At 57.7% G+C, this 25,310-nt stretch carries 25 protein-coding genes; 14 read left to right on the forward strand and 11 right to left on the reverse strand.

Annotated features, from left to right (window positions below; all coding sequences use genetic code 11):
• Nucleotides 1-237 precede the first annotated feature (237 nt).
• Entirely contained in the window at nucleotides 238-1,335 is a 1,098-nt protein-coding gene (locus tag ACGK9W_RS10900; protein ID WP_273069497.1) for a Glu/Leu/Phe/Val dehydrogenase, read from the forward strand.
• A 90-nt stretch (nucleotides 1,336-1,425) separates the two neighbouring features.
• Nucleotides 1,426-2,838, forward strand: a complete 1,413-nt coding sequence (locus ACGK9W_RS10905) for a sodium-dependent transporter (protein ID WP_273017470.1) — start codon at nucleotides 1,426-1,428, stop codon at nucleotides 2,836-2,838.
• A gap of 7 nt (nucleotides 2,839-2,845) precedes the next feature.
• Here the strand turns inward: ACGK9W_RS10905 and ACGK9W_RS10910 are convergent, their stop codons facing one another.
• From ACGK9W_RS10910 to ACGK9W_RS10925, 4 genes are all read right to left on the reverse strand, one after another.
• Nucleotides 2,846-3,748 (reverse strand): NAD-dependent protein deacetylase, encoded by a 903-nt coding sequence (locus ACGK9W_RS10910; RefSeq protein ID WP_008173920.1) that lies wholly within the window; start codon nucleotides 3,746-3,748, stop codon nucleotides 2,846-2,848.
• A gap of 15 nt (nucleotides 3,749-3,763) precedes the next feature.
• Nucleotides 3,764-4,495: a hypothetical protein gene (locus ACGK9W_RS10915; protein WP_008173917.1), complete on the reverse strand. Its 732-nt coding sequence runs from the start codon at nucleotides 4,493-4,495 to the stop codon at nucleotides 3,764-3,766.
• A gap of 209 nt (nucleotides 4,496-4,704) precedes the next feature.
• Nucleotides 4,705-5,259, reverse strand: coding sequence for a DUF1415 domain-containing protein (locus tag ACGK9W_RS10920; RefSeq protein ID WP_092033599.1), 555 nt, complete (start codon nucleotides 5,257-5,259; stop codon nucleotides 4,705-4,707).
• A 192-nt stretch (nucleotides 5,260-5,451) separates the two neighbouring features.
• A complete protein-coding gene (locus tag ACGK9W_RS10925; protein WP_405416790.1) occupies nucleotides 5,452-7,038 on the reverse strand; it encodes an ABC-F family ATPase in 1,587 nt (528 codons plus the stop codon).
• Between the two features lie 183 nt (nucleotides 7,039-7,221).
• Between ACGK9W_RS10925 and ACGK9W_RS10930 the strand changes: the two genes are divergently transcribed.
• Both ACGK9W_RS10930 and ACGK9W_RS10935 read left to right on the forward strand, forming a co-directional pair.
• Nucleotides 7,222-7,500 (forward strand): peptidylprolyl isomerase, encoded by a 279-nt coding sequence (locus ACGK9W_RS10930; protein WP_088556638.1) that lies wholly within the window; start codon nucleotides 7,222-7,224, stop codon nucleotides 7,498-7,500.
• Nucleotides 7,500-8,450 (forward strand): succinyl-CoA synthetase subunit beta, encoded by a 951-nt coding sequence (locus ACGK9W_RS10935; protein WP_405416792.1) that lies wholly within the window; start codon nucleotides 7,500-7,502, stop codon nucleotides 8,448-8,450. The genes ACGK9W_RS10930 and ACGK9W_RS10935 overlap by 1 nt, the downstream gene beginning before the upstream one ends.
• Here ACGK9W_RS10935 and ACGK9W_RS10940 read toward each other — a convergent pair.
• Together ACGK9W_RS10940 and ACGK9W_RS10945 are read right to left on the reverse strand one after the other, a co-directional pair.
• Nucleotides 8,447-9,628 (reverse strand): Xaa-Pro peptidase family protein, encoded by a 1,182-nt coding sequence (locus tag ACGK9W_RS10940; protein WP_273069495.1) that lies wholly within the window; start codon nucleotides 9,626-9,628, stop codon nucleotides 8,447-8,449. The genes ACGK9W_RS10935 and ACGK9W_RS10940 overlap by 4 nt on opposite strands.
• A 117-nt stretch (nucleotides 9,629-9,745) precedes the next feature.
• Nucleotides 9,746-10,576, reverse strand: coding sequence for a DUF2059 domain-containing protein (locus tag ACGK9W_RS10945; protein ID WP_405416795.1), 831 nt, complete (start codon nucleotides 10,574-10,576; stop codon nucleotides 9,746-9,748).
• A 99-nt stretch (nucleotides 10,577-10,675) separates the two neighbouring features.
• Here ACGK9W_RS10945 and ACGK9W_RS10950 point away from each other — a divergent pair, with 99 nt between their 5' ends.
• Nucleotides 10,676-11,383, forward strand: a complete 708-nt coding sequence (locus ACGK9W_RS10950; protein ID WP_008173907.1) for a hypothetical protein — start codon at nucleotides 10,676-10,678, stop codon at nucleotides 11,381-11,383.
• Nucleotides 11,384-11,389: 6 nt separating this feature from the next.
• On the opposite strand, the gene ACGK9W_RS10955 is transcribed toward ACGK9W_RS10950, so the two are convergent.
• A complete protein-coding gene (locus ACGK9W_RS10955; protein WP_014577912.1) occupies nucleotides 11,390-12,289 on the reverse strand; it encodes a LysR family transcriptional regulator in 900 nt (299 codons plus the stop codon).
• 148 nt (nucleotides 12,290-12,437) lie between these two features.
• Here ACGK9W_RS10955 and ACGK9W_RS10960 point away from each other — a divergent pair, with 148 nt between their 5' ends.
• A complete protein-coding gene (locus ACGK9W_RS10960; RefSeq protein ID WP_039882018.1) occupies nucleotides 12,438-12,632 on the forward strand; it encodes a hypothetical protein in 195 nt (64 codons plus the stop codon).
• Nucleotides 12,633-12,749: 117 nt separating this feature from the next.
• On the opposite strand, the gene ACGK9W_RS10965 is transcribed toward ACGK9W_RS10960, so the two are convergent.
• Both ACGK9W_RS10965 and ACGK9W_RS10970 read right to left on the reverse strand, forming a co-directional pair.
• A complete protein-coding gene (locus ACGK9W_RS10965; RefSeq protein WP_008173905.1) occupies nucleotides 12,750-14,432 on the reverse strand; it encodes an AMP-binding protein in 1,683 nt (560 codons plus the stop codon).
• A 341-nt stretch (nucleotides 14,433-14,773) separates the two neighbouring features.
• Nucleotides 14,774-15,202: an Lrp/AsnC family transcriptional regulator gene (locus ACGK9W_RS10970; RefSeq protein WP_338355524.1), complete on the reverse strand. Its 429-nt coding sequence runs from the start codon at nucleotides 15,200-15,202 to the stop codon at nucleotides 14,774-14,776.
• A gap of 118 nt (nucleotides 15,203-15,320) precedes the next feature.
• Between ACGK9W_RS10970 and ACGK9W_RS10975 the strand changes: the two genes are divergently transcribed.
• Entirely contained in the window at nucleotides 15,321-16,442 is a 1,122-nt protein-coding gene (locus ACGK9W_RS10975) for an arginine N-succinyltransferase (protein WP_405416798.1), read from the forward strand.
• Nucleotides 16,432-17,238, forward strand: coding sequence for a DUF1338 domain-containing protein (locus ACGK9W_RS10980; RefSeq protein WP_008173898.1), 807 nt, complete (start codon nucleotides 16,432-16,434; stop codon nucleotides 17,236-17,238). The genes ACGK9W_RS10975 and ACGK9W_RS10980 overlap by 11 nt, the downstream gene beginning before the upstream one ends.
• Before the next feature lie 22 nt (nucleotides 17,239-17,260).
• On the opposite strand, the gene ACGK9W_RS10985 is transcribed toward ACGK9W_RS10980, so the two are convergent.
• The gene (locus ACGK9W_RS10985; protein WP_053112769.1) at nucleotides 17,261-17,917 is read right to left on the reverse strand and encodes a protein-L-isoaspartate(D-aspartate) O-methyltransferase; all 657 of its coding nucleotides are present in this window, start codon (nucleotides 17,915-17,917) and stop codon (nucleotides 17,261-17,263) included.
• A gap of 190 nt (nucleotides 17,918-18,107) precedes the next feature.
• Between ACGK9W_RS10985 and ACGK9W_RS10990 the strand changes: the two genes are divergently transcribed.
• The gene (locus tag ACGK9W_RS10990) at nucleotides 18,108-18,773 is read left to right on the forward strand and encodes a hypothetical protein (RefSeq protein ID WP_008173893.1); all 666 of its coding nucleotides are present in this window, start codon (nucleotides 18,108-18,110) and stop codon (nucleotides 18,771-18,773) included.
• Between the two features lie 17 nt (nucleotides 18,774-18,790).
• On the opposite strand, the gene ACGK9W_RS10995 is transcribed toward ACGK9W_RS10990, so the two are convergent.
• Nucleotides 18,791-19,567, reverse strand: coding sequence for a TSUP family transporter (locus ACGK9W_RS10995; protein ID WP_053112770.1), 777 nt, complete (start codon nucleotides 19,565-19,567; stop codon nucleotides 18,791-18,793).
• Nucleotides 19,568-19,663: 96 nt separating this feature from the next.
• Here ACGK9W_RS10995 and ACGK9W_RS11000 point away from each other — a divergent pair, with 96 nt between their 5' ends.
• The 5 genes from ACGK9W_RS11000 (at nucleotide 19,664) to ACGK9W_RS11020 (ending at nucleotide 25,222) form a co-directional block, all read left to right on the forward strand.
• A complete protein-coding gene (locus ACGK9W_RS11000; protein ID WP_008173889.1) occupies nucleotides 19,664-21,541 on the forward strand; it encodes a methyl-accepting chemotaxis protein in 1,878 nt (625 codons plus the stop codon).
• 85 nt (nucleotides 21,542-21,626) lie between these two features.
• Complete coding sequence (locus tag ACGK9W_RS11005; protein ID WP_008173887.1) at nucleotides 21,627-22,688, forward strand: PA0069 family radical SAM protein; 1,062 nt, start codon at nucleotides 21,627-21,629, stop codon at nucleotides 22,686-22,688.
• Nucleotides 22,689-22,751: 63 nt separating this feature from the next.
• Nucleotides 22,752-24,440, forward strand: a complete 1,689-nt coding sequence (locus ACGK9W_RS11010) for a murein L,D-transpeptidase (RefSeq protein WP_405416802.1) — start codon at nucleotides 22,752-22,754, stop codon at nucleotides 24,438-24,440.
• Between the two features lie 32 nt (nucleotides 24,441-24,472).
• Nucleotides 24,473-24,925 (forward strand): hypothetical protein, encoded by a 453-nt coding sequence (locus ACGK9W_RS11015; RefSeq protein WP_008173883.1) that lies wholly within the window; start codon nucleotides 24,473-24,475, stop codon nucleotides 24,923-24,925.
• A 6-nt stretch (nucleotides 24,926-24,931) separates the two neighbouring features.
• Complete coding sequence (locus tag ACGK9W_RS11020; RefSeq protein ID WP_405416804.1) at nucleotides 24,932-25,222, forward strand: SelT/SelW/SelH family protein; 291 nt, start codon at nucleotides 24,932-24,934, stop codon at nucleotides 25,220-25,222.
• Nucleotides 25,223-25,310 lie beyond the last annotated feature (88 nt).

Below are 25,310 nucleotides of genomic sequence, written 5' to 3' on the forward strand. Positions count from 1 at the left end.
GGGGAGGCGCCCGAATCCGGGGATGAGCCTTGTATCGGATAGTTCACATTCGCATGTTGACGTTAACGTCAATTGCCGCTAGTTTGTTTTTCGTCCAGCCCCAAAAGGGCACTTTCGGTGGGCCACCCCCCAGCGGATATACCGGACACCTGAAATCGGAACGCCGGCCACAAGCCGGCAGACAAGAACAAGATACCCGCTCATGCCGAGATCCGGCCGGTGGGAGAGGATTTCACAATGCTATTCAGCCATCCCGAGTTCGATAACCACGAACATCTGTCCTTTTTCTGCGATCCCGAAACCGGCCTGAAGGCCATCGTTGCCATACATAACACTTCCCGCGGCCCCGCATTGGGAGGCTGCCGAATGTTTCCCTATGCCTCCGATGAAGAGGCGGTTCGCGATGTCTTGCGGCTTTCGCGGGGTATGACCTACAAATCGGCCCTCGCCAACCTGGATCTGGGTGGCGGCAAGTCCGTGATTATTGGCGACCCGCGCAAACAGAAAACCGAAGCGATGATGGAGGCCATGGGCCGCCATCTGGAAAGTCTTGGCGGGCAGTACATTGCGGCAGAAGACTCGGGCACCAGCGTCCCCGACCTCAAGGTCATGGGCCGACACACCAGCCACGTTGCGGGAATTGCCTCGCGCACCGGCTTCGACGGCAACCCAAGCAACGGCGACCCGTCACCGGCGACAGCCTACGGCACCTTTATCGGCCTCAAAGCAGCGGTAAAACACAAACTTGGGCGGGACGACCTCAACGGTTTGAAAGTAGCCATTCAGGGCATCGGTAATGTCGGTTTCCGGTTGGCCAGACACCTGAAGGACGCCGGCGCTGATCTCTGGGTCTATGACATCCATGACGACAATATGCGGCGGGCCGTGGATCAGCTGGGAGCCAAGCCAGCGGCTGCCGAGGACATATTGTCACTGCCTGTGGACGTGGTAGCGCCCTGTGCCATGGGGGCAGTACTGAACGATGACAGCATTCCCCAACTGAAGGCCCGGATCGTCGCCGGCGCCGCCAACAATCTGCTGGAACACCCTGAGCACGATGCCATGCTGCGGGACCGGGGCGTTCTCTATGCACCGGACTTTGCCATCAATGCCGGCGGCATCATCGATGTGTTCTACGAGCGCGCCGGCGCCACACCGGAAACCGTTCGCGCCCACGTCGATACCATCGGCGATACCCTGACCGAAATCTTCAACCGTTCCGACCGCTCGGGTCGCCCCACCGGGGAGATTGCCAACGAGCTTGCCGAGGAACGGTTCAAAAAGCACATCGCCGGAGCCGGACAGGCGTCCGAGCGGTTGGCCCGCACCGGCTGAGCTGACACCGGCGCACCCCCAGGAAGCTGCGGATAGCTGCAGCTTCCCTCTTAAACCCTGATACAAAAACAAATACTCCGGGAGATAGTTATGTCCGTCACTTCTTCAGATTCCGCCGCTTATTCCGGGGCGCTTGAAGGTTCAAACGCCCAACGCGGGCTCTGGTCATCACGTCTGGCCTTTATTCTTGCCGCTACCGGCTCTGCCGTGGGCCTGGGCAATATCTGGAAATTTCCTTATGTCACCGGTGAGAACGGTGGCGGCGCCTTCGTGCTGGTGTATCTGCTGTGCATCGCGGTCGTCGGGATTCCTATCATGATGGCGGAAGTCATGATCGGTCGTCGCGGTGGCAGGAGCCCCGTCAAGAGTCTGAGCCTGATCGCCGAGCATGACCGACTCAAGCCGGCCTGGAAGCTGGTCGGTGCCATCGGCATTCTGGCGGGTTTTCTGATTCTGTCGTTCTACTCGGTCATCGGCGGCTGGGCCATTTCCTACGTAGGCACAACCGCCAGCGGCCAGCTTGCCGGGCAGTCTGCCGATGCCGTAGGCGCGATATTCTCGGGCCTTCTAAGCGATCCCACCAAACTGCTGGCCTGGCATACCCTGTTCATGGCTATGGTGATGGTTGTGGTAGTGCGAGGCGTTCGCTCGGGGCTTGAGCGGGCTGTCAGCATTCTCATGCCGGCCCTGTTCGTACTGCTGCTGATCGTGGTCGGCTATGCAATGACAACCGGGCACTTCGGGCAAGCCGCCGCATTCCTGTTCCAGCCCGATTTCTCCAAGCTCACAACATCCGGAATACTGGTAGCCCTGGGGCACGCGTTCTTCACCCTGAGCCTTGGTATGGCGGTCATGATGGCTTATGGCTCTTACCTGCCTAAGAACATTTCCATTGCCAAGACCTCGATCAGCGTATCGGTCATCGACACCGGCGTGGCGCTGCTCGCAGGCCTGGCCATCTTCCCGATTGTGTTCGCGAACGGCCTTGAGCCGGGAGCGGGGCCGGGGCTGATCTTCCAGACCCTGCCGCTGGCCTTCGGTCAGATGCCCATGGGTTCCCTGTTCGGCACCCTGTTCTTTGTACTTCTGATCTTTGCCGCCTGGACGTCGGGGATTTCGCTTCTGGAGCCGATTGTGGAATGGCTGGAAGAGCGTAAAGGCATGAACCGCACCGTCAGCACACTGGGCGCCGGTTTTGTCTGCTGGGGACTGGGCATTGCCTCGATTCTGTCCCTGAACCTCTGGTCCGACTTCGCACCGCTTGGCTTTGTCCCCATGCTGGAAGGCAAGACCATTTTCGACCTGCTGGACTTCTTCACCGCCAACATAATGCTGCCCCTGGGCGGACTGCTGGTGGCCCTGTTTGCGGGCTGGGTGATGTCACGTCAGGCCATGGAGCGTGAACTGGCACTGTCACCGGCCATGTTTAACCTGTGGCTGATCACCGTGCGTTTCATCACTCCGGTTGCCGTGGCAGTGGTGTTTATCTACAACCTGATGTAAGCCGCCGCTAAAGCTGATCGAGGGAGGCCTTCAGGGTCTCCCCGATCCTCGCGTTCAACTTCAAATCTACCAGATCTTCAGCCCGCGTCCGCCCCAGGTTCAGGGTGGCAATGGGCTTGTTCCATTCGTTGGCGTACCGGCAGAAACGGAACCCGGAATACACCATCAACGACGAACCGATTACCAAGAGGCCATCACTGGCCTTCAGCGTATCCAGGGCCGAATACACCCGGTCTTTTGGAACATAGTCACCAAAGAACACCACATCCGGCTTCAGAATCCCTTCGCACTTCGGACAATCCGCCAGCCGGAAATCCTCGAAATCCACATCCAGATCGGCATCGCCATCCGGCGCTGTCTCGGCGGTGTATTTCTGGAACCCCGGGTTCAGATCGGCGCAACGGTCGTGCACCTCATCCCGCGGGCAACGGTAGCCGCAACTCATGCACACCACCTGATCGGCCCGCCCGTGCAGGTCCGTCACCCCCCGGGTGCCTGCCTTCTGGTGCAACCGATCCACGTTCTGGGTAACCACCAGACTGCTGTGGTTGAGCAGTTCCAGGTCAGAGATGTAATGGTGGGAAGGATTGGGCCTGGCATTACGCATGACCGGCCAGCCAATCAGGCTCCGGCCCCAGTAGCGCTGGCGGGTGTAGACGTCTTCCATGAACGCCTTGTGCTGAACCGGCTGCTTGCGCTTCCAGGCGCCATCGCCGTCCCGGTAGTCCGGGATGCCCGAATCGGTACTGACCCCTGCGCCAGTCAGGATCAGCAAGCGAGGATGGCGCTGGATAAACTCCGCCAGCAACGCCCCGGCCTCCTCCGGCTCATGCAACACCGGCGGCTGCTCCGGCTCGGGCAGGCGCTGGCTGGAGCTGAAAGGTCGGCTGCGGTGCGTGGTTAAAGACATACAGGCTCCGGTTTCTCAGCCCGGCTTACGGGCCACATACACGGTGTTGAACGATTCCCTGTTCTGAAATGGATTGAAGAAGGATACGACATGGCAGGCCACATCGGTGAACACCTCGTTGAGAACGGCCATGAACTCGTCATCTTCGCCCTCGTTCGACCACATGGCAAACACCCCTCGGGGCTTCAGTTGCCGCGCCATCAGCCGCAGGTTGTTGGCTGTGTAGAAGCTGGCACTGGAATCGTGCAGCAGCGCCCGGGGGGAATGGTCGATATCCAGAAGAATGGCATCGAATGGCTTGCCGGGGTTCTTCGGATCGAAACCACCCTCTGCCGGATCGGCAATTGCCAGGTCGAAGAAACTGCCATGGACGTAGCGGTTCCGGGGATCGGCATTCAGATCTTTACCAAGAGGCACCAGCTCCTGCTGATGCCATCCGATAACGGGTTTCAGATACTCAACCACCAGCAGTTCGGCAACACGCTCGTGCCTGAGCGCCGCCACCGCGGTGTAACCCAGGCCCAGGCCACCAACAACTACCCGGAGATCATCGCCCTCGGTTTCGCCCAGCCCGATATCAGAGAGAGCCACTTCGGCATCCACGAACATGCTGGACATCAGGAATTCCTCGCCCAGCTTCACCTCGTAGATATCCCTGTCGCCAATCGCCGGAATCCGGCGTCTGCGAAGCGTGATCTCACCGATTACCGAAGGCTGGCTGTCAATTTGCTCGAAAAGCAGTCCCATTAATTCCAACTCTTATGTTTTAGCTGAAAACGATACCCCTGAGTTCGTCGCTACCAGCCTTAAAGTCCGTGCCAGGAGCAGCTGGGAGGGCCCTTTCAAAACACGCTCCTTGCGGCACATCCATGTGACGCTTGGGCTCCGCCATCCCTGGCTCCGCACAGTTTTGAAAGGGCCCTCCCAGCCGCTCCTACCGCATACTCCCCGGTCCGCTATGGATTAGGCACCTCAAGACACGACTTTAAAATCCGCTGCATCTTCTCTGCACCCAGCTTCTCCATCAACCCAATGTTTTGCTCGGGGATCGCATCGACATCAGGATAACTGTCAATCGCCGCTTCCAGACTGGCTTCCCGCAAAAGGTGCAGCATGGGAAATGGCGACCGATTGGTGTAGTTCTCCGCCGCATCAGGCTCGGTGCCCGCAAACTGGTAATCCGGGTGGAAACTGGCGATCTGGTACACCCCTTCCATCTCCAGATACGCCAACAAACCATCTGCCGCATCCAGAAACTCATTGTAGGGCCCGAAATCCTGCAATACAGCCGGATGAATCAGGAGTGTGGTTTCAATCTCCGGCTCGTCTTCCAGCCTCTGAAGCTCCGAGTGCAGGGCCTGTAACAGCTCGTCTTCCGTTTCGGCTTCCGACACCACAAACCGAACCCGGTTGCGGACCAGTTCCCGTTTGGCAAACGGGCACAAGTTGTAGCCGACGACCACGTCCTCGACCCACTTTCGGGTTGCAGCAATAATCCCTGTTTCATCCATACTGGATTCTCTTTTTTTCGAGGCCCGCACAGAAGTCTGGTCGGGCAGCCGGGGAGGGCTGTCCAAAACTGTGCGGAGCCATGGATGGCGGAGCCCAAGCGTCACAGGGATGTGCCGCCAGGAGCGTGTTTTGGACAGCCCTCCCCGGCTGCCCAGCCCCCAAATCTTGGGTTCAAGAGAAAACTCAGAGGCTCAGACGTATCCCTGACTCCGAAGATAATCATCATAGTTGCCACTGAAGTCAGTCACCCCATCAGCCTTAAGCTCAATAATTCGCGTAGCCAGCGAAGAAACAAACTCCCGATCATGGCTGACGAAAATCAGTGTACCCGGATAGTTCTCCAGCGCCAGGTTCAATGCCTCGATGGACTCCATATCCAGGTGGTTCGTGGGCTCATCCATCAGCATCACATTGGGCTTCTGCAGAATCAGCTTGCCGAACAGCATCCTGCCCTGCTCGCCGCCCGAGATCACCCGCACCGATTTCCCGATATCGTCACCGGAGAACAGCATGCGGCCCAGGGTGCCGCGCACCAGCTGTTCGCCACCCTTGGTCCACTGGGCCATCCAGTCGGTCAGGGTTTCATCCTCGGCAAAGTCCGCCGTGTGGTCCTGGGCGAAGTAGCCCACTTCCGCGCTGTCGGTCCACTTCACCTCGCCACTGTCGGGCGTGTAGGCCCCTGACATGCATTGCAGAAGCGTGGTTTTGCCGATGCCGTTGGGACCAATGATGGCGATTCGCTCACCGGCTTCTACCTGCAGGTTCAGATTCTTGAACAGGGGCTTATCATCAAAGCCCTTGGTCATGTTCTTGAGAGTCACCGCCTGACGGTGAAGTTTCTTGCCCTGTTCAAAACGGATAAACGGGCTCACCCGACTTGAGGGCTTCACCTCTTCCAGCTGGATCTTGTCGATCTGGCGGGCACGGGAGGTAGCCTGCTTGGCCTTGGAGGCGTTGGCCGAAAAGCGGCTGACAAACTGCTGCAGTTCGGCAATCTGCGCCTTTTTCTTGGCGTTGTCCGACAGCATACGCTCGCGAGCCTGGGTGGCGGCGGTCATGTATTCGTCGTAGTTGCCCGGGAACAGGCGCAGTTCGCCATAGTCCAGATCCGCCATGTGGGTGCACACGCTGTTCAGGAAGTGGCGGTCGTGGGAAATGATAATCATGGTGCTGTTGCGGGCCACCAGTATGTTTTCCAGCCAGCGGATGGTGTTGATGTCCAGGTGGTTGGTGGGCTCGTCCAACAGCAACACATCAGGATCGGAGAACAGCGCCTGGGCCAGCAACACCCGCAGCTTCCAGCCCGGTGCCAGCGCGCTCATTGGGCCGTTGTGTTGCTCCAGCGGAATATCCAGGCCAAGCAACAGCTCGCCGGCGCGGGCATCGGCGGTATAGCCGTCCATTTCAGCGAACTGGACTTCCAGGTCCGCGACCGCCATCCCGTCTTCTTCGCTCATCTCGGGCAGGGAATAGATCCGATCACGCTCTTTCTTGACGTTCCAGAGTTCCTCATGGCCCATGATCACGGTATCGATCACCGAGCAATCCTCATAGGCAAACTGGTCCTGGCGCAGTTTACCCAGACGGACATTGGGCTCCAGCATGACCTGGCCGGCGGAGGGCTCGAGATCGCCACCCAGGATTTTCATCAGTGTGGACTTGCCACAGCCATTGGCCCCGATCAGGCCATAGCGATTACCGTTACCAAATTTGGCGGAGACGTTTTCAAACAGGGGTTTAGCCCCGAATTGCATGGTGATATTGGCGGTGGAGATCAAGAAACAAACCTGTCGATGTGGGGCCGGGCATGCGCCGGCGAAAAGAAAGCCGGCATTGTACAGGTTTGCCCGGTGGACTGTGAGGCCGCAGAAACACGGATAAAAAGGGCTTGCCTCTGACGAGCTCTGCGGGCAGCATTCCGGTTCTGATGTATACATTCATCCGACACAAGGACATTGATCATGGCACAGGCTACAGCGCGTCACATTCTGGTAGACAGCGAAGCGAAATGCGAAGAACTGAAAAAGGCGATTGAAGGCGGACAGGACTTTGCCGAAGTGGCAAAGCAGCACTCCTCCTGCCCCTCCGGTCGCAACGGCGGAGATCTTGGCTCCTTTGGCCCGGGCCAGATGGTTCCCGAGTTCGACAAAGCGGTTTTCAACGGTGAAGTGAACACCGTTATCGGTCCGGTCAAGACCCAGTTTGGTTATCACCTGCTGGAAGTGACCAGCCGCAGCTAATGATTCCTGGTTCCATACCGGGACTGCAAACCACTGGCCGGCGGCTACCGCTGCTGGCCGGTGCCGCTTCTCTGCTCATCGCGCCTTTTCTGTTTGTCGGCGGGCCTGACTGGGCCTCGGGGCCACTTCTCAAATCGGCCTGGAACCTTGGCCACATCCTTCTGTTTGCACTACTCACTCTGGCGGTCAGACCCTGGCAGTGGCTAAGTGGCTGGCGTCTATGGCTCGCGGTTACCGTCGTCTTGCTGGTGCTCGGAATTGGTATCGAGTTGATCCAGGGCGGACACAATCGCGACATGGATGGGCGGGACCTCCTGCGCAACCTGATTGGCAGTTGGTTGGTTATCGCATGGCGCCCCTTGCTTACATCAGAGCGGCGAAACTCTCTCGGCGAAGGCCTGGTGGCCGCATCCGTTGCGCTGCTACTGTGTCTTGAGCTGGGAGCTACCGGCATGGTGGCTGCCCGGCAATGGCAGGTACACCAACAACTTCCTCTGCTATACGATTTCACCCATCAGGATCCCGGCGCATTCTGGACCGGCAGGCTCACGGTCTCTGCCGACCACTCGCTGAATAATGCGCAGAGCCTGAAACTTGATCTGGGCACTGAAACCTACTCGGGGGTCTCACTCAACAATCTCCCGGCCGATTGGCATGATTACGAAACACTGAGCATCACCCTGTTCAATCCCTCAACCGCTCCCCTGACGCTGACGCTTCGAATCAATGACGTAGCCCATGACCGCAGCGATCATGCCTACAACGACCGCTACAACACCCGCCTGACACTGGGTCCTGGTTCCAATACCTTCACCCTGAAACTGGCCGACATCGAAAACGCTCCCGATGGCCGGTCCATGGATATGTCCCAAGTCAGAAGAATGGGGCTTTTTGCGGTTCGCCTGCCCGAGCCACGCACTGTTTGTCTGTTGGATCTGAGACTGGACTAACCGAGCGTCCAGGGATTATCGGTTATCGGTTCGGCGCCAGCGTCGGTGACCAGAATCGTTTCGCTACACCCAATGCCCCATTGCCCGGGAATACGCAAACAGATGGGCAGGTGGAAAACCATGCCCGGTCGAAATTCCACATTGCCACCCCTGGCGATGAACCCCGAGCCCTCAACCCAGGATGGCGGGAACTGGGCGCCCACCGTGTAGCCAAATACCCCGGAGAAAAATACCTTTCCGGCCAATGGCTGGAGCGCCTTCTCAGCGTTCTGGGCAGCCTGGTCGAAAGTAACTCCCGGGCAGATCGACGTCAGCAGGGTGTCCACAATCCGACGGCAGCCGTCATGGACCCGACGCATTTCAGTCGATGGGTCGCCACCAGCAACCACGGTCTGCATCATGGGTGCGGTGTAGCGGTTCCAGGCCGAGCCGAATTCCAGAAAAACAGGGTCGCCTTTCTGCACCACCGTACGTTTGTGATTGCAGTGGATCACGCTGCTGCGACGGCCGGTAACAACAATTGGCTGCATGCTCATGAATTCACTGCCGGCCGCCAGCAGCGCCCTCGCGCCTTCGGCGGCTATGTCATTATCAGTGACGCCCGGCTGGACCGCGGCCACGGCCGCCCTGAAACCTTCGGCTGTTATCCGGGCGCTTTCACGCAGGCAACGGATTTCGGCATCGGACTTGACGATCCGGATCTGCTTCAACAGACCGCCGTTATTCAGAAATCTTACTCCGGGCATCCGAGCTTGCAGGCCTTCCAGCACGCCCTGGCGCAGAGAGCCATGCCAGGCATCAATACCCACGGTCTCCACGCCGTCGTTCAGGGCCTGAACCAGTGGTTCCAATACCTCGCCGATGCCTTCCCACCGGTATCCGCTGACCCGGGCGACCCGGGTTGTCATCATCGCAGGCCCCATCTCGATAGACGGCACCTGCAAAAGCAGGTCCTCCTGGGTAACCACCAGGGCCACGTGAACGGATACTTCAAAAGTGCTATAGCCGGTCAGGTAAAAAATATCCGAAGGATCGGTCAACAGCAGGGCGCCAAAATCCTCCCGGGCCATCCCGTCCCGGACACGAGCAAGACGCTCGTCGAACTCCTGCTCCGGAAACGGACACTCCAGCCCCCTCAGTTGTGAGGACAAGGCTTCCTGATAGGCATTGAAATCCATAACGACACTCCTCACTCGCATATACTAGGGAGATTGGACCCTATTCTGGCTTTGCACAAACCCCGAGCAAGAAATTATTCCAGCATCACATTGACTCAGAACGGCAACCGAGGGGATTCACTGACCGCCTGGTGATTCCGGACTGAAGAACCGCGACATCTGCTTGCCTATGCTTTCCACCGGCTCGGTAATCGCCTGCTGGATGCTGTTGGTTACAACTTTCGAGAAAGCCGAGCCGGCAGAGCTCTCCAGGAACTCCAGGTAGAGATCCATCTCCTGGCCACCGATGTTCTGGTAGGTATACAGATAGCTGTCGTAAACCTGCTGACCTACCACGCCCCTGAGCATGCTGCGCTGGCTTTCAATGCGTTGGCGCAGCTGCTCGTAATTGGCCGAATCACTGCTGAACGCCGCCATTGCCGTTGCCAGGCCGAGCTGCACTGCGATCGTTGTATCCACCGCGCTTTCTGTGGCCCGCGCAGCCCGATCAAACCGATCGAACATTTCCGCTTTGCGCGTGCCCTTGTACCGGCTATTCAATTCCATGGCACTGGACTGGATTTTCGGCCAGGCCGAGGGTTCCGAAGCTGCAATCTCGGCCGAAGAAATCTTTCTGGCCACAGGGGTTTCGTACCAGTCATGGACTGCCTGGAGCTGTGAATCCGTGAGTTTGGCTTGCAGATCGTTAATGATCTGCTGCTCGATATCCACGGAATTGAAACCGCTGCTCACGATGTTCCCGATGGTATTGGCCATCATTGGAGGAAGCTGACCATTCTGTTTGAGTCCTTCCCGGATTCCCTGGCTCATCATGGCCGGGTAACGGGCCACAATATCGTCAACAGGCGATACTTCCAGCACCTCGCGGGCATCCGGCGCTGCCTGGGCAGTACCAGTAACAAGAAGTGCTGTGATTAAAAGAGGTTTAATTATGGGAAATCGCGTCATTTACCTATCATCCCGAGTGAATCATTGATTCCCTTATGCCATGGGTTCGAGGCAGGCAGCAAGCAATCCCGCGGCCCTGGAGATGACGGTTTGGTAGGAATGCGAAAGAAACGTACCCGCAAGACCAAAAGTCGGCAACTGGCTCTGGAAACCTGGAAAAGCCGGGCAAGATGGTATGGGCTTCCAATGCTGGGGCTGCTGATGGGTCTCTGGGCAACGCTCCGCTTCAGCCTGTTGGCACCGGATCCTCCGGCAAACCCGGAGAACATCTGTGAAATCTTCCGGGAACACCCGGTGTGGTATGACTACGCCAACGACTCCAGGCAACGCTGGGGCACACCCATCGCCACCCAGTTAGCGTTTGTCTATTACGAGTCGTCATTCCGCAGCCATGCGCGTCCACCACGCACACTGCTCTGGGGCTTTATTCCCTGGACCAGGCCCACAACCGCATACGGTTATGCCCAGGCCCTCGACCCGGCGTGGCGGGAATACCTGCAGGCCAATGGCGAAGGCTGGTTCACCGTTCGCACCGACATGGAACACGCGCTGGATTTCGTGGGCTGGTACAACCAGCTAAGCCACCGGCAGCTTGGCATTCCCTTCTCGGCCCCCAGAAAGCTGTACCTTGCCTACCACGAAGGCCGGGGCGGATATGCCCGCAGAAGCTTCGAAGAGAAACCGGACGTGATGGATCTGGCCGCCCGGGTACAGACCCGGGCTTTCCGATACGACAATCAGCTGAAAACCTGCGAGCAGGAATTCCAGTGCTGGCGCTGGTACCAGTTCTGGCCGTTCTGCGGCTGACGCTCGTCAGAAAGCGGAAGAAATCTCCATCTGGGACTCCAGTGACTGCAGGCGCTCCACCAGATACTCCATAACGATACGGACCCGGGCCATTTGCTGGGTATCCTGGTTGACGTGCAGCCAGAGATCCACGCTCTCACCCTCCAGCGGGTCCGACAGGCGGCGGAGTTCACGAGTGCTCTCCCCCAGGTAGCAGGGCAAAACCGCCAGGCCGGCACCGGCTTTCGCCAGCGCGTGCATGGATTGCAGGCTGTTGCAGCGAATGAAAGAGGTAACGTTCTTCAACTGTTTTCTGTACCACCGGCCCGTCGCCAGATGGCTGAAGGTTTCATCCGGTATGATCCAGAGGCAACCTTCCGGACGGTTTTCCACGTCCATGTCACGATGCCGCCGGCAATAGCGGGCCGACCCGTAAACGGCGGATTCGATGGAGGCGATTCGCTCGCCTTCCAGAGTTGCCTGCGGCTTGTTCTCGGGCCGCAAGGTGAGATCCGCTTCCCGATGGCTGAGGTTCGCCACATCGTTATCAGTAAGCGTCTCCAGCTCGATATCCGGGAACTCCCGAACCAGCTCGGCCAGGATCGGGCTAAGCAGCGCGCTCATCATTGCGTCTTCAGCCGCCAGCCTGACTTTACCCACCGGCGCCGAATCCTGCCCGACCAGTTTGCGCTCGAGATTTTCCATCTCGATGGCCAGCCGATCCGCCTCCCGGAACGCGGTCTCCCCCACGGGAGTGAGCTGAAGTCCATCCCGGCTGCGTTCAAAAAACTGTACACCCATCGACTCTTCCATCTGGTCGAGTCGCCGTAAAACTGTGGTTTGGTGCACACCCAGTAATTCGCCGGCCTTGGCTAGCGTTCCGCCTATTGCCAGCGCACGTATATATCGAAGATAATCCCAATCCATAGTTACTGCATATTTGCAACGTGAGTACGGATTTTAACGTATTCAAACTGCAAATAAGAACCCTTAGAATCGCTTTTAAATTAAAGGTAGATCCCTAACTAACCTACCTACCAAAATCAATACACTCATTAAAAAGGAGGAAGGCGCTATGACTCAGAACCATATCGCAACCGTAAACCCGCTGCCGTCCAGTATCCTCCACAACAGTGCTGAGGTCAGGCGCCAGTATACCCGTGCTGCGGCAAAGCAGGCGGTACAGTTTTTCAGTCGCAAGATGCGGAGCTTCAACCGGAAAGCAGCAAACGTTGCTCCGGACATGAGCCAGATGCAGGGCGGCCACTAAAACGGCAGCCGAATCTGGCATGAGCGGGGAGATCGCTCAGGCTGAGAACAGAAAGAACATAAGGATTTGAAAACGCCGTTGGCTCCCAGGGAACCAACGGCGTTTTACGTTAGCGGATCAGAATTCCCAAACGACTTTTTTCTTCTGGCTGAACCAGTCGTCCATCTTCTGGTTGTAGAAATCTTCTATCACATTCCGCTTGATCTTCATGGTCGGCGTCAGCATGCCGTTTTCCATAGTCCAGGGCTCCCGAACCACCACGACAAAAGCTACCTTCTCGTGGGACTCGCACTCCGCGTTCACCGCCTCCAGTTCGGCCGCAAGTTCCTGCTCGAGCTCACCGCGATCCATTCCGGTCTCCAGTTCATCCCTGGCCTCTTCCGACAGCAGGACCATCAGGCAAGGCTGCGGCTGGTTGGCACCGGCCACACAGACCACTTCGGCCTTTGGATGATTAAACCGGTTTTCGATGGGCACCGGTACCACGTATTTGCCTTTGGAGGTTTTGAACAGATCCTTTACCCGGCCTGTGATACGGAGGGTGCCGTCCCGGTCGATCTCGCCCATATCTCCGGTTTTCAGGAAGCCATCCTCGGTGAGGTCTTCCTTGGTTTTCTCCTCATTCTTGTAGTAACCCAGCATCTGGCCCGGGCTTTTCACCTGGACTTCTCCGCCCTCTCCGATGCGGTGCTCGACCCCTGGATTCGCCATACCTACCGAACCGGCGCGAGCCTGGCCTGGTCGGTTGGCGTGGGAATAGCCGAAGTTTTCCGACATCCCGTACACTTCCAGCAGCTCGAGCCCAAGGTTGCGATACCAGTTAACGATGTCCGCTGACAGCGGCGCTGCGCCGGTCAGGGCTGCCCGACAATAATCCAGCCCCAGCTGTTTCAAGACCTTCTTCTTCACAAGGCCGCTGATAATGGGGAGACTGAAGAGCAGCTTCTGCTTTTTGGGCGGCAGTTTGGCGTTTACACCAAGATAGAACTTCATCCACAGGCGCGGGACCGAGAAAAACAGCGTCGGCCTTGCCCGCTGCAGGTCCTCCTGGAAGGTATCCAGGGAATTCGCAAAATAGAGATGAAAGCCATAGTAGAGGGACTGCGTTTCGACAGCTGCCCGCTCAGCCACGTGAGCCAGGGGCAGGTAAGAAAGCATGCGCTCGTCAGAGGAAACCGGGAACAGCTGCTGCAGGCCATCAGCTACTGAAATCATGGTCCGGAAGCTGTGCATGACGCCCTTGGGGCGGCCGGTGCTGCCGGAGGTATAGACAATCGTGGCCAGGTTATCCGGATCCGGCAGCTTGGGCTGCGCAGGCGACTGTTCGGCCACAATCTCCGACCACTTGGGCGTATCGTCCCGTGGCGACAGGGGCAGGGAAATGAGCGGCAAGTCTGCCGGAATGTGGTTCTTGATGTCGTTCCAGCCGTCCGCGGTCCCGTCCAGTTTTCCGAGGAACAGGAGCTTTGCCTCACTGTGCTCGAGAACGTAGGCAGCAGTATCTCCGTTGAGCGTGGGATAAAGTGGCACCGAAACATGGCCTGCCGCCCAGATCGCCAGATCGGCCAGGATCCAGTGCGCGCTGTTTTTTCCGAGGATACTGATATTGCTGGGTTCCGGAAGCTTCAGGCTGTCCAGGTAAGCCGCCATGCGGGATACCTGATCGGCTGCTTCTCTCCAGGTAATATCTTCCACCCGGCCATCCGGGTAAGGCTGAGTAAGGTAAACGTTGTCGGGGGTTTCCTCTGCCCAGTAATACAGGCAATGGAGTGAGGTCTGCTTCCGGGGGTCTACCGCCATAAACGGCTCCTTTTTGTTATTGTCCTTCGTGTTTAGGTCATGCCATTGCGATTCATACTAGCGTCATTTCAGACCTGCTCAATAGCGATTAGTGCCCGCGCCATTGGCAAATTAATCCTCGCCCGAGAACTGTTACTCAAAATTTTTCGTAACATTTGTCAAGTTTGAGCTAGTGTGAAGGGTGTACACCCTTCTTTTCGAGCAAATTGGATGTAGCCATGAGCAAACCAAAACGTTCGTTTTTAATCTTTCCGGCCTGGGGCATCATTCTTCTGGGTTCCGGTGCCTTTTTCTACAGCGCCTATGCGGGCATGCTGGGCACCTGACCCGGGAAAACCGTTTTAACGCCGAAACCGGGTTTCGAGGACAACGGCAGAGTTGGTCCTCTCAACTCCCTCAAGGTTGCCAATGTCATCCAGCACGGCGCTCAGTTCCTCCAGGGACTGGGCTTGCACAATGGCAATAAGGTCGTACTCCCCACTGACGGAAAACAGCTGCGATACCTGGCTGATTTGCTCCAGGGCAGCATTGGTTCTGCCGGTGAGCTTCTGGAACACCTTGATCGACACGTGAGCCTCCACCTGGCTCGCCGAAAACTCACCCCCCAACTGAACCGAGTAACCACGGATGACACCGCTGGCCTCCAGCCGCGCGATACGGTTCTGCACCGTCGACCGTGACACATGCATGGCTTTGGCGAGCTCGGTGACACTGGTCCGGGCATTCTGCCGCAGCAGCATTAGCAGTTTCTGGTCCCGTGAACTAATCATATTGCCGAACCCACTTTACAATTTGCATCCATTGTAGATCATTTCGATCATTCTGCAGCTGCATTATGGCGCTGACGGCTTTCATACTGGGCCCAAAACAATGCCCAGGAAGATCGCCATGATAATTCGACCGATTACCCCCAAGGATCTTGACGCCCTTATGCAGATCGCAGTGGAATCCGGCCCCGGCTTCACCTCGCTGATGCCGGATCGCGATGCCCTGAGCCGCAAGATCGATCATTCGGTTGAGAGCTTCGCACGGACTGTGACCACTCCCGGCGATGAGCATTATCTTTTTGTGCTTGAAGACAGTGCGACCGGCCAGATTATGGGGACCACCGGCATAGAAGCTGCTGCTGGCTTATCCCGCCCGCTCGAGCATTTCCGCCGTAACGCGGTTATCCATCACGAGGAAGATCCCCGGAAACGTCACGTCGAGGAAAGCCTTACCCGATGCCAGCATTACACCGGCTGCACCGAGGTATGCTCGCTGTATCTTCGGCCCGGATTTCGCCGGGCCAATGCGGGCAAGCTCCTGTCACGGGTTCGCTTTCTGTTCATGGCACTGCACCCGGAGCGTTTTGCGGACACCGTTATTGCAGAAATGCGCGGCGTTTCAGACCATGCCGGCCAATCCCCGTTCTGGGACTGGCTCAAACATCACGTAGCAGATCTTGATTTCATGTCTGCCACACAGCTGGCCTGCTGTGGCCAGAGCGGTTTTGTTGAACGCTTTATCCCCGCAACGCCATTGTTCACCCGGCAGATGACCGATGCAGCCAGGGCGGTTATCGGCCAGGTCCATGAAGATACGCGCCCTGCCCGACACATGCTGGAGCGCGAAGGTTTTCGCCACCGGGGCTTAGTGGATCTTCTGGATGGAGGGCCAACACTGGAGTGCGCCAGATCGGACATCGCCAGCGTGCGCGATACCCTTCTTACCCGCGCAAGGCTACAGAAAGGCAACCGGAGTTCCTGGAATATTGCTGGAAACACCGTTGGATCCGCTATAGTTGCCAATGCTGGCTGTTCGGGCTTCAGGGCTACGGTAACCGAGCAGGTCCTGCCGAACCCCGATGCCAATAGCCTGTCAGTGCCAGAGCAACTGGCGAACGAACTGAACCTTGGCGGATATAGCCTGGCCTGCTATCTGCCACTGAGCCAGTCCAGGGAAGAGTCACGGGGACGTCAACAGCCCTGCCAAAAACCGGTTACTGAGGAGATTCGCTATGCACACTGATCCGGACACCCTGTTTGCGAGACTCTGGGAGTCGTACCGCCAGGTAACCCCTTCGGCCGATCGCATACATAAAATCCTGGGCGCCGAAGAGGGGCAGGCCATCGTCAACGACCACATTGCGCTTCGCACCTTCAACCTGGACCCTGTTCGGCTGGACGCTCTGGCAGAGCATTTTCTCAGCCTCGGCTATGAAGAAGGTGGCGAATACCACTTCGAGGCCAAAAAGCTTTATGCCCGCCACTATGAGCACCCCTCCCGGGAACTGCCCAAGGTGTTTATTTCCGAGCTGCTTGTAGAGCAATGCTCGCCGGAGCTGCAATCGGTGGTTAAAAGTCTTGTCGGCCAGGTAAAGCCGGAGGCGGTTACTGCCGATGATTTTCTCTATTCGGGTCGCCATTGGGCGGTCGACTACGACACCTACCGCCAGCTGATGAAGGAAAGCGAGTACGCCGCCTGGATGGCCGCCTGGGGCTACCGCGCAAACCATTTCACGGTCAGCATCAACCATCTGGAACAGTTCGGTTCGGTTCCGGAAATCAATCAGTTGCTGAAAGATCATGGCTATACGGTGAATTCATCCGGCGGTGAAGTAAAAGGCTCCCCGGAAGACTTGCTGGAGCAGTCCTCAACCATGGCCGACCGGGTGCCGGTTACCTTTACCGACGAGACGGTAACCATACCCAGTTGTTTCTACGAATTTGCCCTGCGTTATCCGAAACCGGATGGCCGGCTCTACTCGGGCTTCGTAGCGGCATCGGCCGACAAGATCTTCGAGAGCACGAACGCCGGCAGCTGAGTCTGCGTGCAAAGACTCGCGGTCACGACCACCCCTGTTCACCGATCAGGGGAACGAACCGGACTGCGCCGAGGTCCTCGGTCCGGAATTCGTTCTCTGTCAGCCGGGTAATACGTTCCAGCGACTGAACCGAATGCTCCGACCCCACCGGTATGACCAGGTGCCCGCCAACCGCCAGCTGATGCTTCAATGATTCCGGCACCGATGGCGCACCGGCAGCCACGATGATGCCATCGAAAGGCTGGTGCTCGGACCAACCTATTGTGCCATCGCCACAGCGAACCCGGACATTGTCAAAACCCTCGGCGGCCAGCGTTCGGGCTGCGCGATCGGCCAGTTCCCGAACCCGTTCGATGCTGAACACCTCGCTTGCAATACAGCCCAGAACGGCAGCCGCGTAACCCGAACCTGTGCCGATATCCAGAACCCTTTCTCCACCCTCCAGATCCAGTGCTTCCGTCATCAACGCCACGATGTAAGGCTGTGAAATGGTCTGCCCCGCACCGATCGGAAGAGGACCATCATCGTAGGCGCAGTCCTTCATACGTTCTGGAATGAAGCGCTCACGCGGCACCCGACCCATGGCCTCCAGCACCAGCGGCGACCCGATTCCACGGGCTCGAAGCTGATAATCCACCATGGACGCTCTCTGCAACTCGAAGCCATTGTCCTGATTCATGACGCTCTTCCTGCCCCTGGTCTGGCTGCTTACCGGCCGTTACAAAGCAGTAACTTTTTTACAACGGCGCGCTTGAGATTATCTGTCTACTTTTTAGACATCGGTAATGACACATACAACCACCGAATGCCAAAAACAACAAACGGACAACGGGTCCACGAACCGGCCAACCCGTTGCCGAGGAGGAGAAATGTCGACATCCGTAAACCACCTCGACGAACGCACGCGGGACTCCGCAGAGCTGCTCGAAGAGATCATGCCCTCTGCCATTACCCTGGCCATGATGCTTCGTCACCGTAAAATGGCGGCCTGGCTACGCACCGAATTTGATGGATATCAGGATGTTGCTGCCGCACCGCCTTATCGTAGGCAGCTACACGGGCACATTGTTGCCAAATCCCCCCAGTATGGTTGGATCCCCGCTCCAGTAGATGATCAGCAAAAAGAGGAGTTTGGCTACATGGATCTGCTCGAGGGCGTGAAAGCTCTTGAGAAAACCTGTGTGAGTTGCAAAAAGGGCAACGGCAACCGGGTTTTGCTGGAAAAAGACGAGATGGCCGTGTTGCAGAAGCAGATCAACCTGACCGCCGAGCTGGCCATCAACCTGAGTCGCGACGTTTATTGCCGGCTCCTCAGGACCGTTCGGGCTGCAATCTACCTCTGGACCCAGGAACTGATGGCCGAGGGCATTGCCGGGGAGCACAACCACTACAGTCCGGACGAGCGCGCCAAAGTTGCGCATCTGGACGACCCCGAGAAGTTCTGGCGACGGGCCATGGACGAAGTCGACAGCCTGCCAATACCAGACGTGCGGGTGACCGGTTTCTTTGAACGGGTATTCGGGCGCGCAGGCTGAGCCTCGCGCCCTGGCTGCTACCAGAGCACGCTAACAATACCGACGCTGCTCACCAGCAGCAACACGGTTCCCAGCAGACGGAAGAACACCGGAGTCTCCGCCTGGAGAATACGGTCATGGGCGTAGAGCCCGATTACATGGCCGACGGCTGCGCATGGCAGCAGCCAGAGGTGATGGATAAGTTGCAGATCGATGCCGGCCCAGACGAAAGCGGCCATCTTGATCAGCACCAGAATGAACCAGAGCGCGAACAAGGTATCCCGCAGTTTTTCTTTGGGCAGGTGCTGGGCTGCCACGGCAATGATCAGGGGCGCACCGATCAGGGAAGTGCCACTGATGTATCCGCCCACCATGAGGAATATCGCGTCGACCGTTTTGCTGCCACTGCGAAAAGGTCGGTTGATGATGTAGGAAACAGAATAAAGCGCCACGATAACGAAAATGATGGCACTCAGGATGTCACTGGGCATGGTAATCAACCCGAATACACCAATCAGCTTGGGCACAATCATGATGGCGAGGATCCGCCACAAGTATTGCCAGTCGACAGTGCCCGAGCCCGCCTCACGTTGCTTGCCTGCCCCGGTGCGATTGTTCATCCAGATTGTCAGGGATGAAAACACCAGAAGGTGGACCGCAATGATCGGCAGAAAGACGAGCGGTTGATCAAGAACCAGCAACAGAAATGGCAGGGACAGAACGGCGCCACCGAATCCCAGCCCGGAGCGGACAAAACCACTCCAGACGAAAATCAGGGCAATCAGCAGATATTGGTAAATCGCGAGATCAGACATGGATTCCCGGTTGTCGTCAAAAGGGCCGTCGTTTATCCGGAACTGGTCTAAGCTCAGTTAGTTGCGAAGAAAAACAACATTCCCCGGAGGATGTGAATGGCCCTGTCATGGAAACAAAAGTTCCTGCTGTTGATTGTTGCAACGCTGATTGGTCTGGCGATTGCCACTCTGGCCTCCCTGAGCGGGCTCGGCAAGGTATCTGACGCTTATGAGGCCCGAAGCGAAGCAAGAGCCTATGAATCCGCGTCCCTGACCCTGCTGAACGACTGGCTGGCACTCGAGAGAACGAGTGAGAATCTGGAACCGAACCAGGTTGAGAACTATCAGGAGAGACTGGCGTCGCTCGCGGTCCAGTCGTCGGCGCTCAGTGAATCCGCCGGAACCCTGCCGGGTGACGCGGTAAAGACCACTGCACAACAAATCCAGGAGCAGGTTGCGGAGTATACCCGACTTCGCACCGAATGGCTGGCCCTGAATCAACAGCTAGGCCTCACTCCGTCCAGCGGTCTGAGAGCAACAATGTCCGAAGCCATAAACGACAGGCTTCGGCAAATCAGCATTTCCATCTTCAACGACGACATCAACACCATCGCCTCCACCTACCGCGACTACCTGTCTACCTTCGATGCGACCTACGCCGAGTCAACCCGTGAGGCCCTGGCGCGGATGCAGACCACCGTCACCGAGATGGACTGGCAGGAAATTGACATCGGCCAGGCTGTCCAGGCGTTCGCCAATGCCTTTTCCGATGCCGAATCGCTCATCGCCAACCTGTCTGCCATTGAGAACCAACTGTCAGCCACCGGCACCCGTATTCGCGATCTGATTGCCGAGCAGAACACCCTCCTCCGCCAGGACATTATTGTGGCAACCAGCCAGCAGGCCGAAGAGGCCCGCGCCGCCTCAACCTGGCTGATCATTGCAACCGCTGCTGCGGTGGTGATTATCCTTATCCTGACCCTGACGACCGCCTCAAGAACCCTGGTGAAACGACTCAATGAGACCGTAAACCTGCTCACCCGGGTCGCCGGCGGCGACCTCAGTCAGCGCCTTGAGCCAGGCAGGAATCCGAACGATGAATTCAATCGCCTGGGCGAAGCGGCCAACAAGATGCTGGACGATGTCTCGGACGTTATCGGGCAAGTCGTCGAGGGTAACCGCACGCTGTCATCGCTTCAGGTTGAACTGGATGCTCTGGTAGAACAAATGGGCAGAAACGGCGAGCAGGTTGAAGATGAGACCGAGCAGACCGCCACTGCAGTGCAGGAAATCTCACACACGGCGGTCGATATTGCCCAGTACACCCAGTCAGTCAATGACGCTGTTCAGAGCGCCAACGGTGCCGCCCATTCCGGTGCCGAGGTGGTCAGGCAAAGCGCCAAAACCATGACCGAACTGGCCGAAAGAATCCAGAAAACCCACGATCAGGTCAGCCAGCTGAGCAAAACCGGCGAGAAGGTCAATTCCATCGTTGGCGTAATCAACGGCCTGGCTGAACAGACTAACCTGCTGGCCTTGAATGCTGCGATTGAGGCGGCAAGAGCCGGCGAGGCCGGACGCGGTTTCTCGGTTGTTGCCGACGAAGTTCGGTCCCTCGCAGAGAAGACCGTATCGGCAACCAACGGGATTGCCGAGATCGTGGAATCCCTCAACCGTGAAACCCAGGCCATTTCCAGACTGATGAAAGAGGGCCTGACTTCCGCAGGTGAGGGAGAGGAAAGCTCGAGAGAGGCGGCGCACTCGATCGAACAGATCACCGGCTCGATACAACAACTGGCTGGCGACATGAATCAGGTGGTGTCCTCTGTTGAGGGGATATCAACGACCACCGAGGAAATCGCCCAGAAGGTGGAGCAGATCCACGGGCACACCCGGGAAACCTCGGATATCCGCCAGAAGCTCAACGCCCATATCGGACGACTATCATCCCAGGTAACCACCCTGACCCAGGCATCACAGGGCTTCCGTCTGTAACAGTGGGCCCTGGACAGGTTGCACGGCAGGGTTCCAGGCGTTAGCATGCTCGATGCTGTACATTTAAACAGTATCGAGCATGCCCATGAAAACTCGCGCCACGGCCCTGAATCCCCACAACCGGTTCCAGCCCATTGTCACTGACCGGGAGGCAGACCATGACTGGTATCACGACCCCGAAGACGACCTGAACCCCGATACGCTCGCTACGGAAGTCGTCCTTGAGACCGCAAAATCCATAATCAGTCGAAATACGTCACCGGACGTACCGTTCGACCAATCGATCAATCCATACCGTGGCTGCGAGCATGCCTGCATTTACTGTTTCGCCCGCCCTACCCACGCCTATTGGGACATGTCACCGGGGCTGGATTTCGAAACCCGGCTGATCGCCAAACCCAACGCCGCCGCCCGCCTGAGAGAAGAGCTCGACAGGCCCGGCTACCGGGTGTTGCCCATCGCCCTGGGCGTCAATACGGATGCCTACCAGCCACTGGAGCGGGACCAGAGGATTACCCGCCAGGTGCTGGAAGTTCTGGCCGAGTATCGCCACCCGGTGTCGATCATTACCAAGGGCGCGCTCATCCTCAGAGACCTTGATCTGCTCCGCGAAATGGCTTCTGATGGGCTCTGCTCTGTGCGGATCAGCCTCACCAGCCTGAGCAACGATCTGAAACGACGCATGGAGCCGAGGACAGCCGCACCGGGCACCCGCCTCAAGATGATCAGGCAGCTCTCGGAGGCCGGCATTCCGACCGGTATCATCCTCGGGCCGGTAATCCCCTTCATCAACGATCACGAAATCGAGTCAATTCTGGAAGCCGCGGCAGAGGCGGGCGCCACCCGTGCCAGCTGGATCATGCTGCGTTTACCCCATGAACTGGACGAGCTGTTCCAGGACTGGCTGCAGCGGCACTTCCCGCAAAGGGCCGAGCATGTGATGAACCGAATGAGCGACCTCAGGGGCGGCAAGAGTTATGACGCCACCTTCGGCCGCAGAATGACGGGCACGGGCCCTTACTCGGACCTGATTCGCCAGCGTTTCACCAAAAAAGCACGGCGTTTGGGGCTGAACCTCCATGCAGAAGAACCGCTGCGAGGTGATCTTTTCCGGCGGCCAGGTGGGGAACAAATGCCGCTGTGGTAGCATCAGACTATTGCACCTTACCACCGCGAATAAGGCCTCTCAGGGATGAGGTGGAGAACACCCATGCATGGAATCAGACGTTTTTCCCTCGCCACAACATTGTGCGCCCTGATGGGCACCCTCTGGCACCCCGTTTGCCTGGCAGCCGATGAAGCCATTGTTGCCAGGATTGAGGCCATGGAGGCCGGCTTCCCGGTTCAGGTGCTCGGAAGCCGGTTAATGGCCCACCAGGCACTGTCAGCCTTTTACGGGGCCAACGGATACCAGCCAGCATGGAAATCGGCTGAGCTTCGCCGGCAGTTGATTGATTCGGTTGAACAAGCCAGTCATGACGGTCTGAACCCGGCTGACTATCACGCGGATATTCTCTCGGGCCTGGCACTCAGACCCATGAACGATTTCTCTGAAGACCTGAGGGCCGATCTGGATCTGCTGTTCTCTGATGCTTTTCTAATGCTCAGCTCACACATGCTGGTCGGCAAGGTCAACCCGCAGACGGTTCACGCCGAATGGACCGCCAACAGGCGCCAGCGCCAGATGGAATCCGTTTTAAAGGATGCGTTGCAGCGCTCGGATATCACCGGCACGCTGGATTCGCTGCGTCCCGCCGATCCCGCTTACCGAAAGTTGATGGCTGCAAGGCAGGACCTGACCAGACTGCTGGGCCAGCCCTGGTTACCGCTGGCCTTGCGCCCGACCATTCGGCCCGGCGACAGGGATGAGCGGCTCAATGAGATCCGCCGACGACTTTCTCTATTGGGAGAGCTTGCAGAATTACCGGCAACAGTCACAGATCCGCGTGACTACGACGCAGAGCTGGAATCTGCGGTCGTGCGCTTCCAGGCCCGACATGGGCTTGAAGCCGATGGCCTTATCGGGAAGGACACCCTGACAGCACTGAACCTGATACCGGTGGAACGCCTGCGCCACATTGACGCCACGCTCGAACGATGGCGGTGGCTGCCGGAATCCCTCGGCGACACCTATGTCCTGGTCAATATCGCCGGATTTGAACTGAAAATGGTGGAAAACGGCGAAGAAGTACTGCGCAAACGAGTGATCGTCGGCCAGCCCTTCCGCCAAACGCCGGTGTTCTCCGATCGCATCCGGTATCTGGTGTTCAATCCCACCTGGACCGTACCGCGAACGCTGATGATTCAGGATCAATTGCCCCGGATTCTCCGCGATCCGGACTATCTCTCCCGACTCAATATCAGCGTTTACCGTGGCTGGGGCACTGACCGGGAAAGAGTGGACCCGCTGGAGGTTAACTGGCCGTCACTGAATCGGAACAACTTCCCGTACCAGTTGGTGCAGGAACCCGGCCCTCAGAATGCCCTGGGTCAGATCAAGTTCATGTTTCCGAACCAGTACGATGTTTACCTGCACGATACGCCGGGGCGCGGCCTGTTTTCCCGGGCCGAGCGTTCATTCAGCTCTGGCTGCATCCGGGTTGAGCAACCTTTTGATCTTGCAGAGCGACTTCTGGCGTCGGCGCCCGACTGGTCCCGGGAAAAGATTGACCGGGTGGTTTCCGAGGCACAACCCCAGACTGTCGTGCTCCCGGAGCCGGTGCCTGTGCACATCCAATACTGGACCTCCTGGGTAGATAACGAGGGCAGGCTGCAGTTCCGCAATGATTTATACAACCGCGATGCCCGCCTGATTGATCAGCTCCGTGGAACCGCCGAGGGGGATACGCGCTACAATACTCCGGTAGCCGGCTCGGGCCCGGCACAGGACAAGCTCTGAAACAGGATACGCGCATCAGTTGAGGAGATATCATGAAACAGACCCTGCTATTGGTTTTCGGGATACTCTTACTGCAGGGATGTCAGTCGCTGCCGCCCGCCGAAGACGAAATTGACGGAGACACCGTTTTCGTCAGCGCCAACCATTGTCTCAACGAATACCTGGATGATCTTGAAAAGGTTCACTACGGTCCCTGTCTCAAGGTCATTGCGATAAATGGCAATGAGCCGGCTGTAAGAGAAGACGGATTCATTGAACTACCGGCAGCGACAGCGCTGACCATTGGCGTGAGCTGCGTTTATCGCCACGCCGACGGCTCGCCTATTCCGGCAACCATGGAAAACGTAGACTTTGCCGTGAGCAAAAACACGTTCGCAAAAGCCGGCCAACGCTGGTATCTCCACGCTCACAAACAGGCCCGTAGAGTTGTCGGCTGTGAACCCACCCTGTCTCGCTCGGTCTATCCCACCAACGACACGGACTGATTCTTCATGACTAACAAAATCGATATCCACTATTGCACCGGTTGCCGCTGGCTTCTGCGCTCGGCCTGGATGGCGCAGGAGCTGCTGACAACCTTAGAAGGCGAGATCAGTGAATTGAGCCTGCACCCCGGCACTGGCGGTATTTTCGAGGTGTGGGTCAATGGCAAGCGGGTCTGGTCCCGCAAGCAAGACGGCGGCTTCCCGGAAATTACCAAACTCAAGCAATTGGTTCGCGACCAGGTTGCACCGGAACGCTCCCTTGGCCATTCCGACAGCAAAACCGGCACCTCAGAATAATCATTCAAAAATACTGACAGGCTGTGTCGATATTCTTCGCTTTTAGAGAAGGCGCTGCGCCCCGATAGTACTACTCGTCCAATTCAAC

The sequence above is a fragment of the Marinobacter flavimaris genome (assembly GCF_045057155.1).
Classification (GTDB): domain Bacteria; phylum Pseudomonadota; class Gammaproteobacteria; order Pseudomonadales; family Oleiphilaceae; genus Marinobacter; species Marinobacter manganoxydans.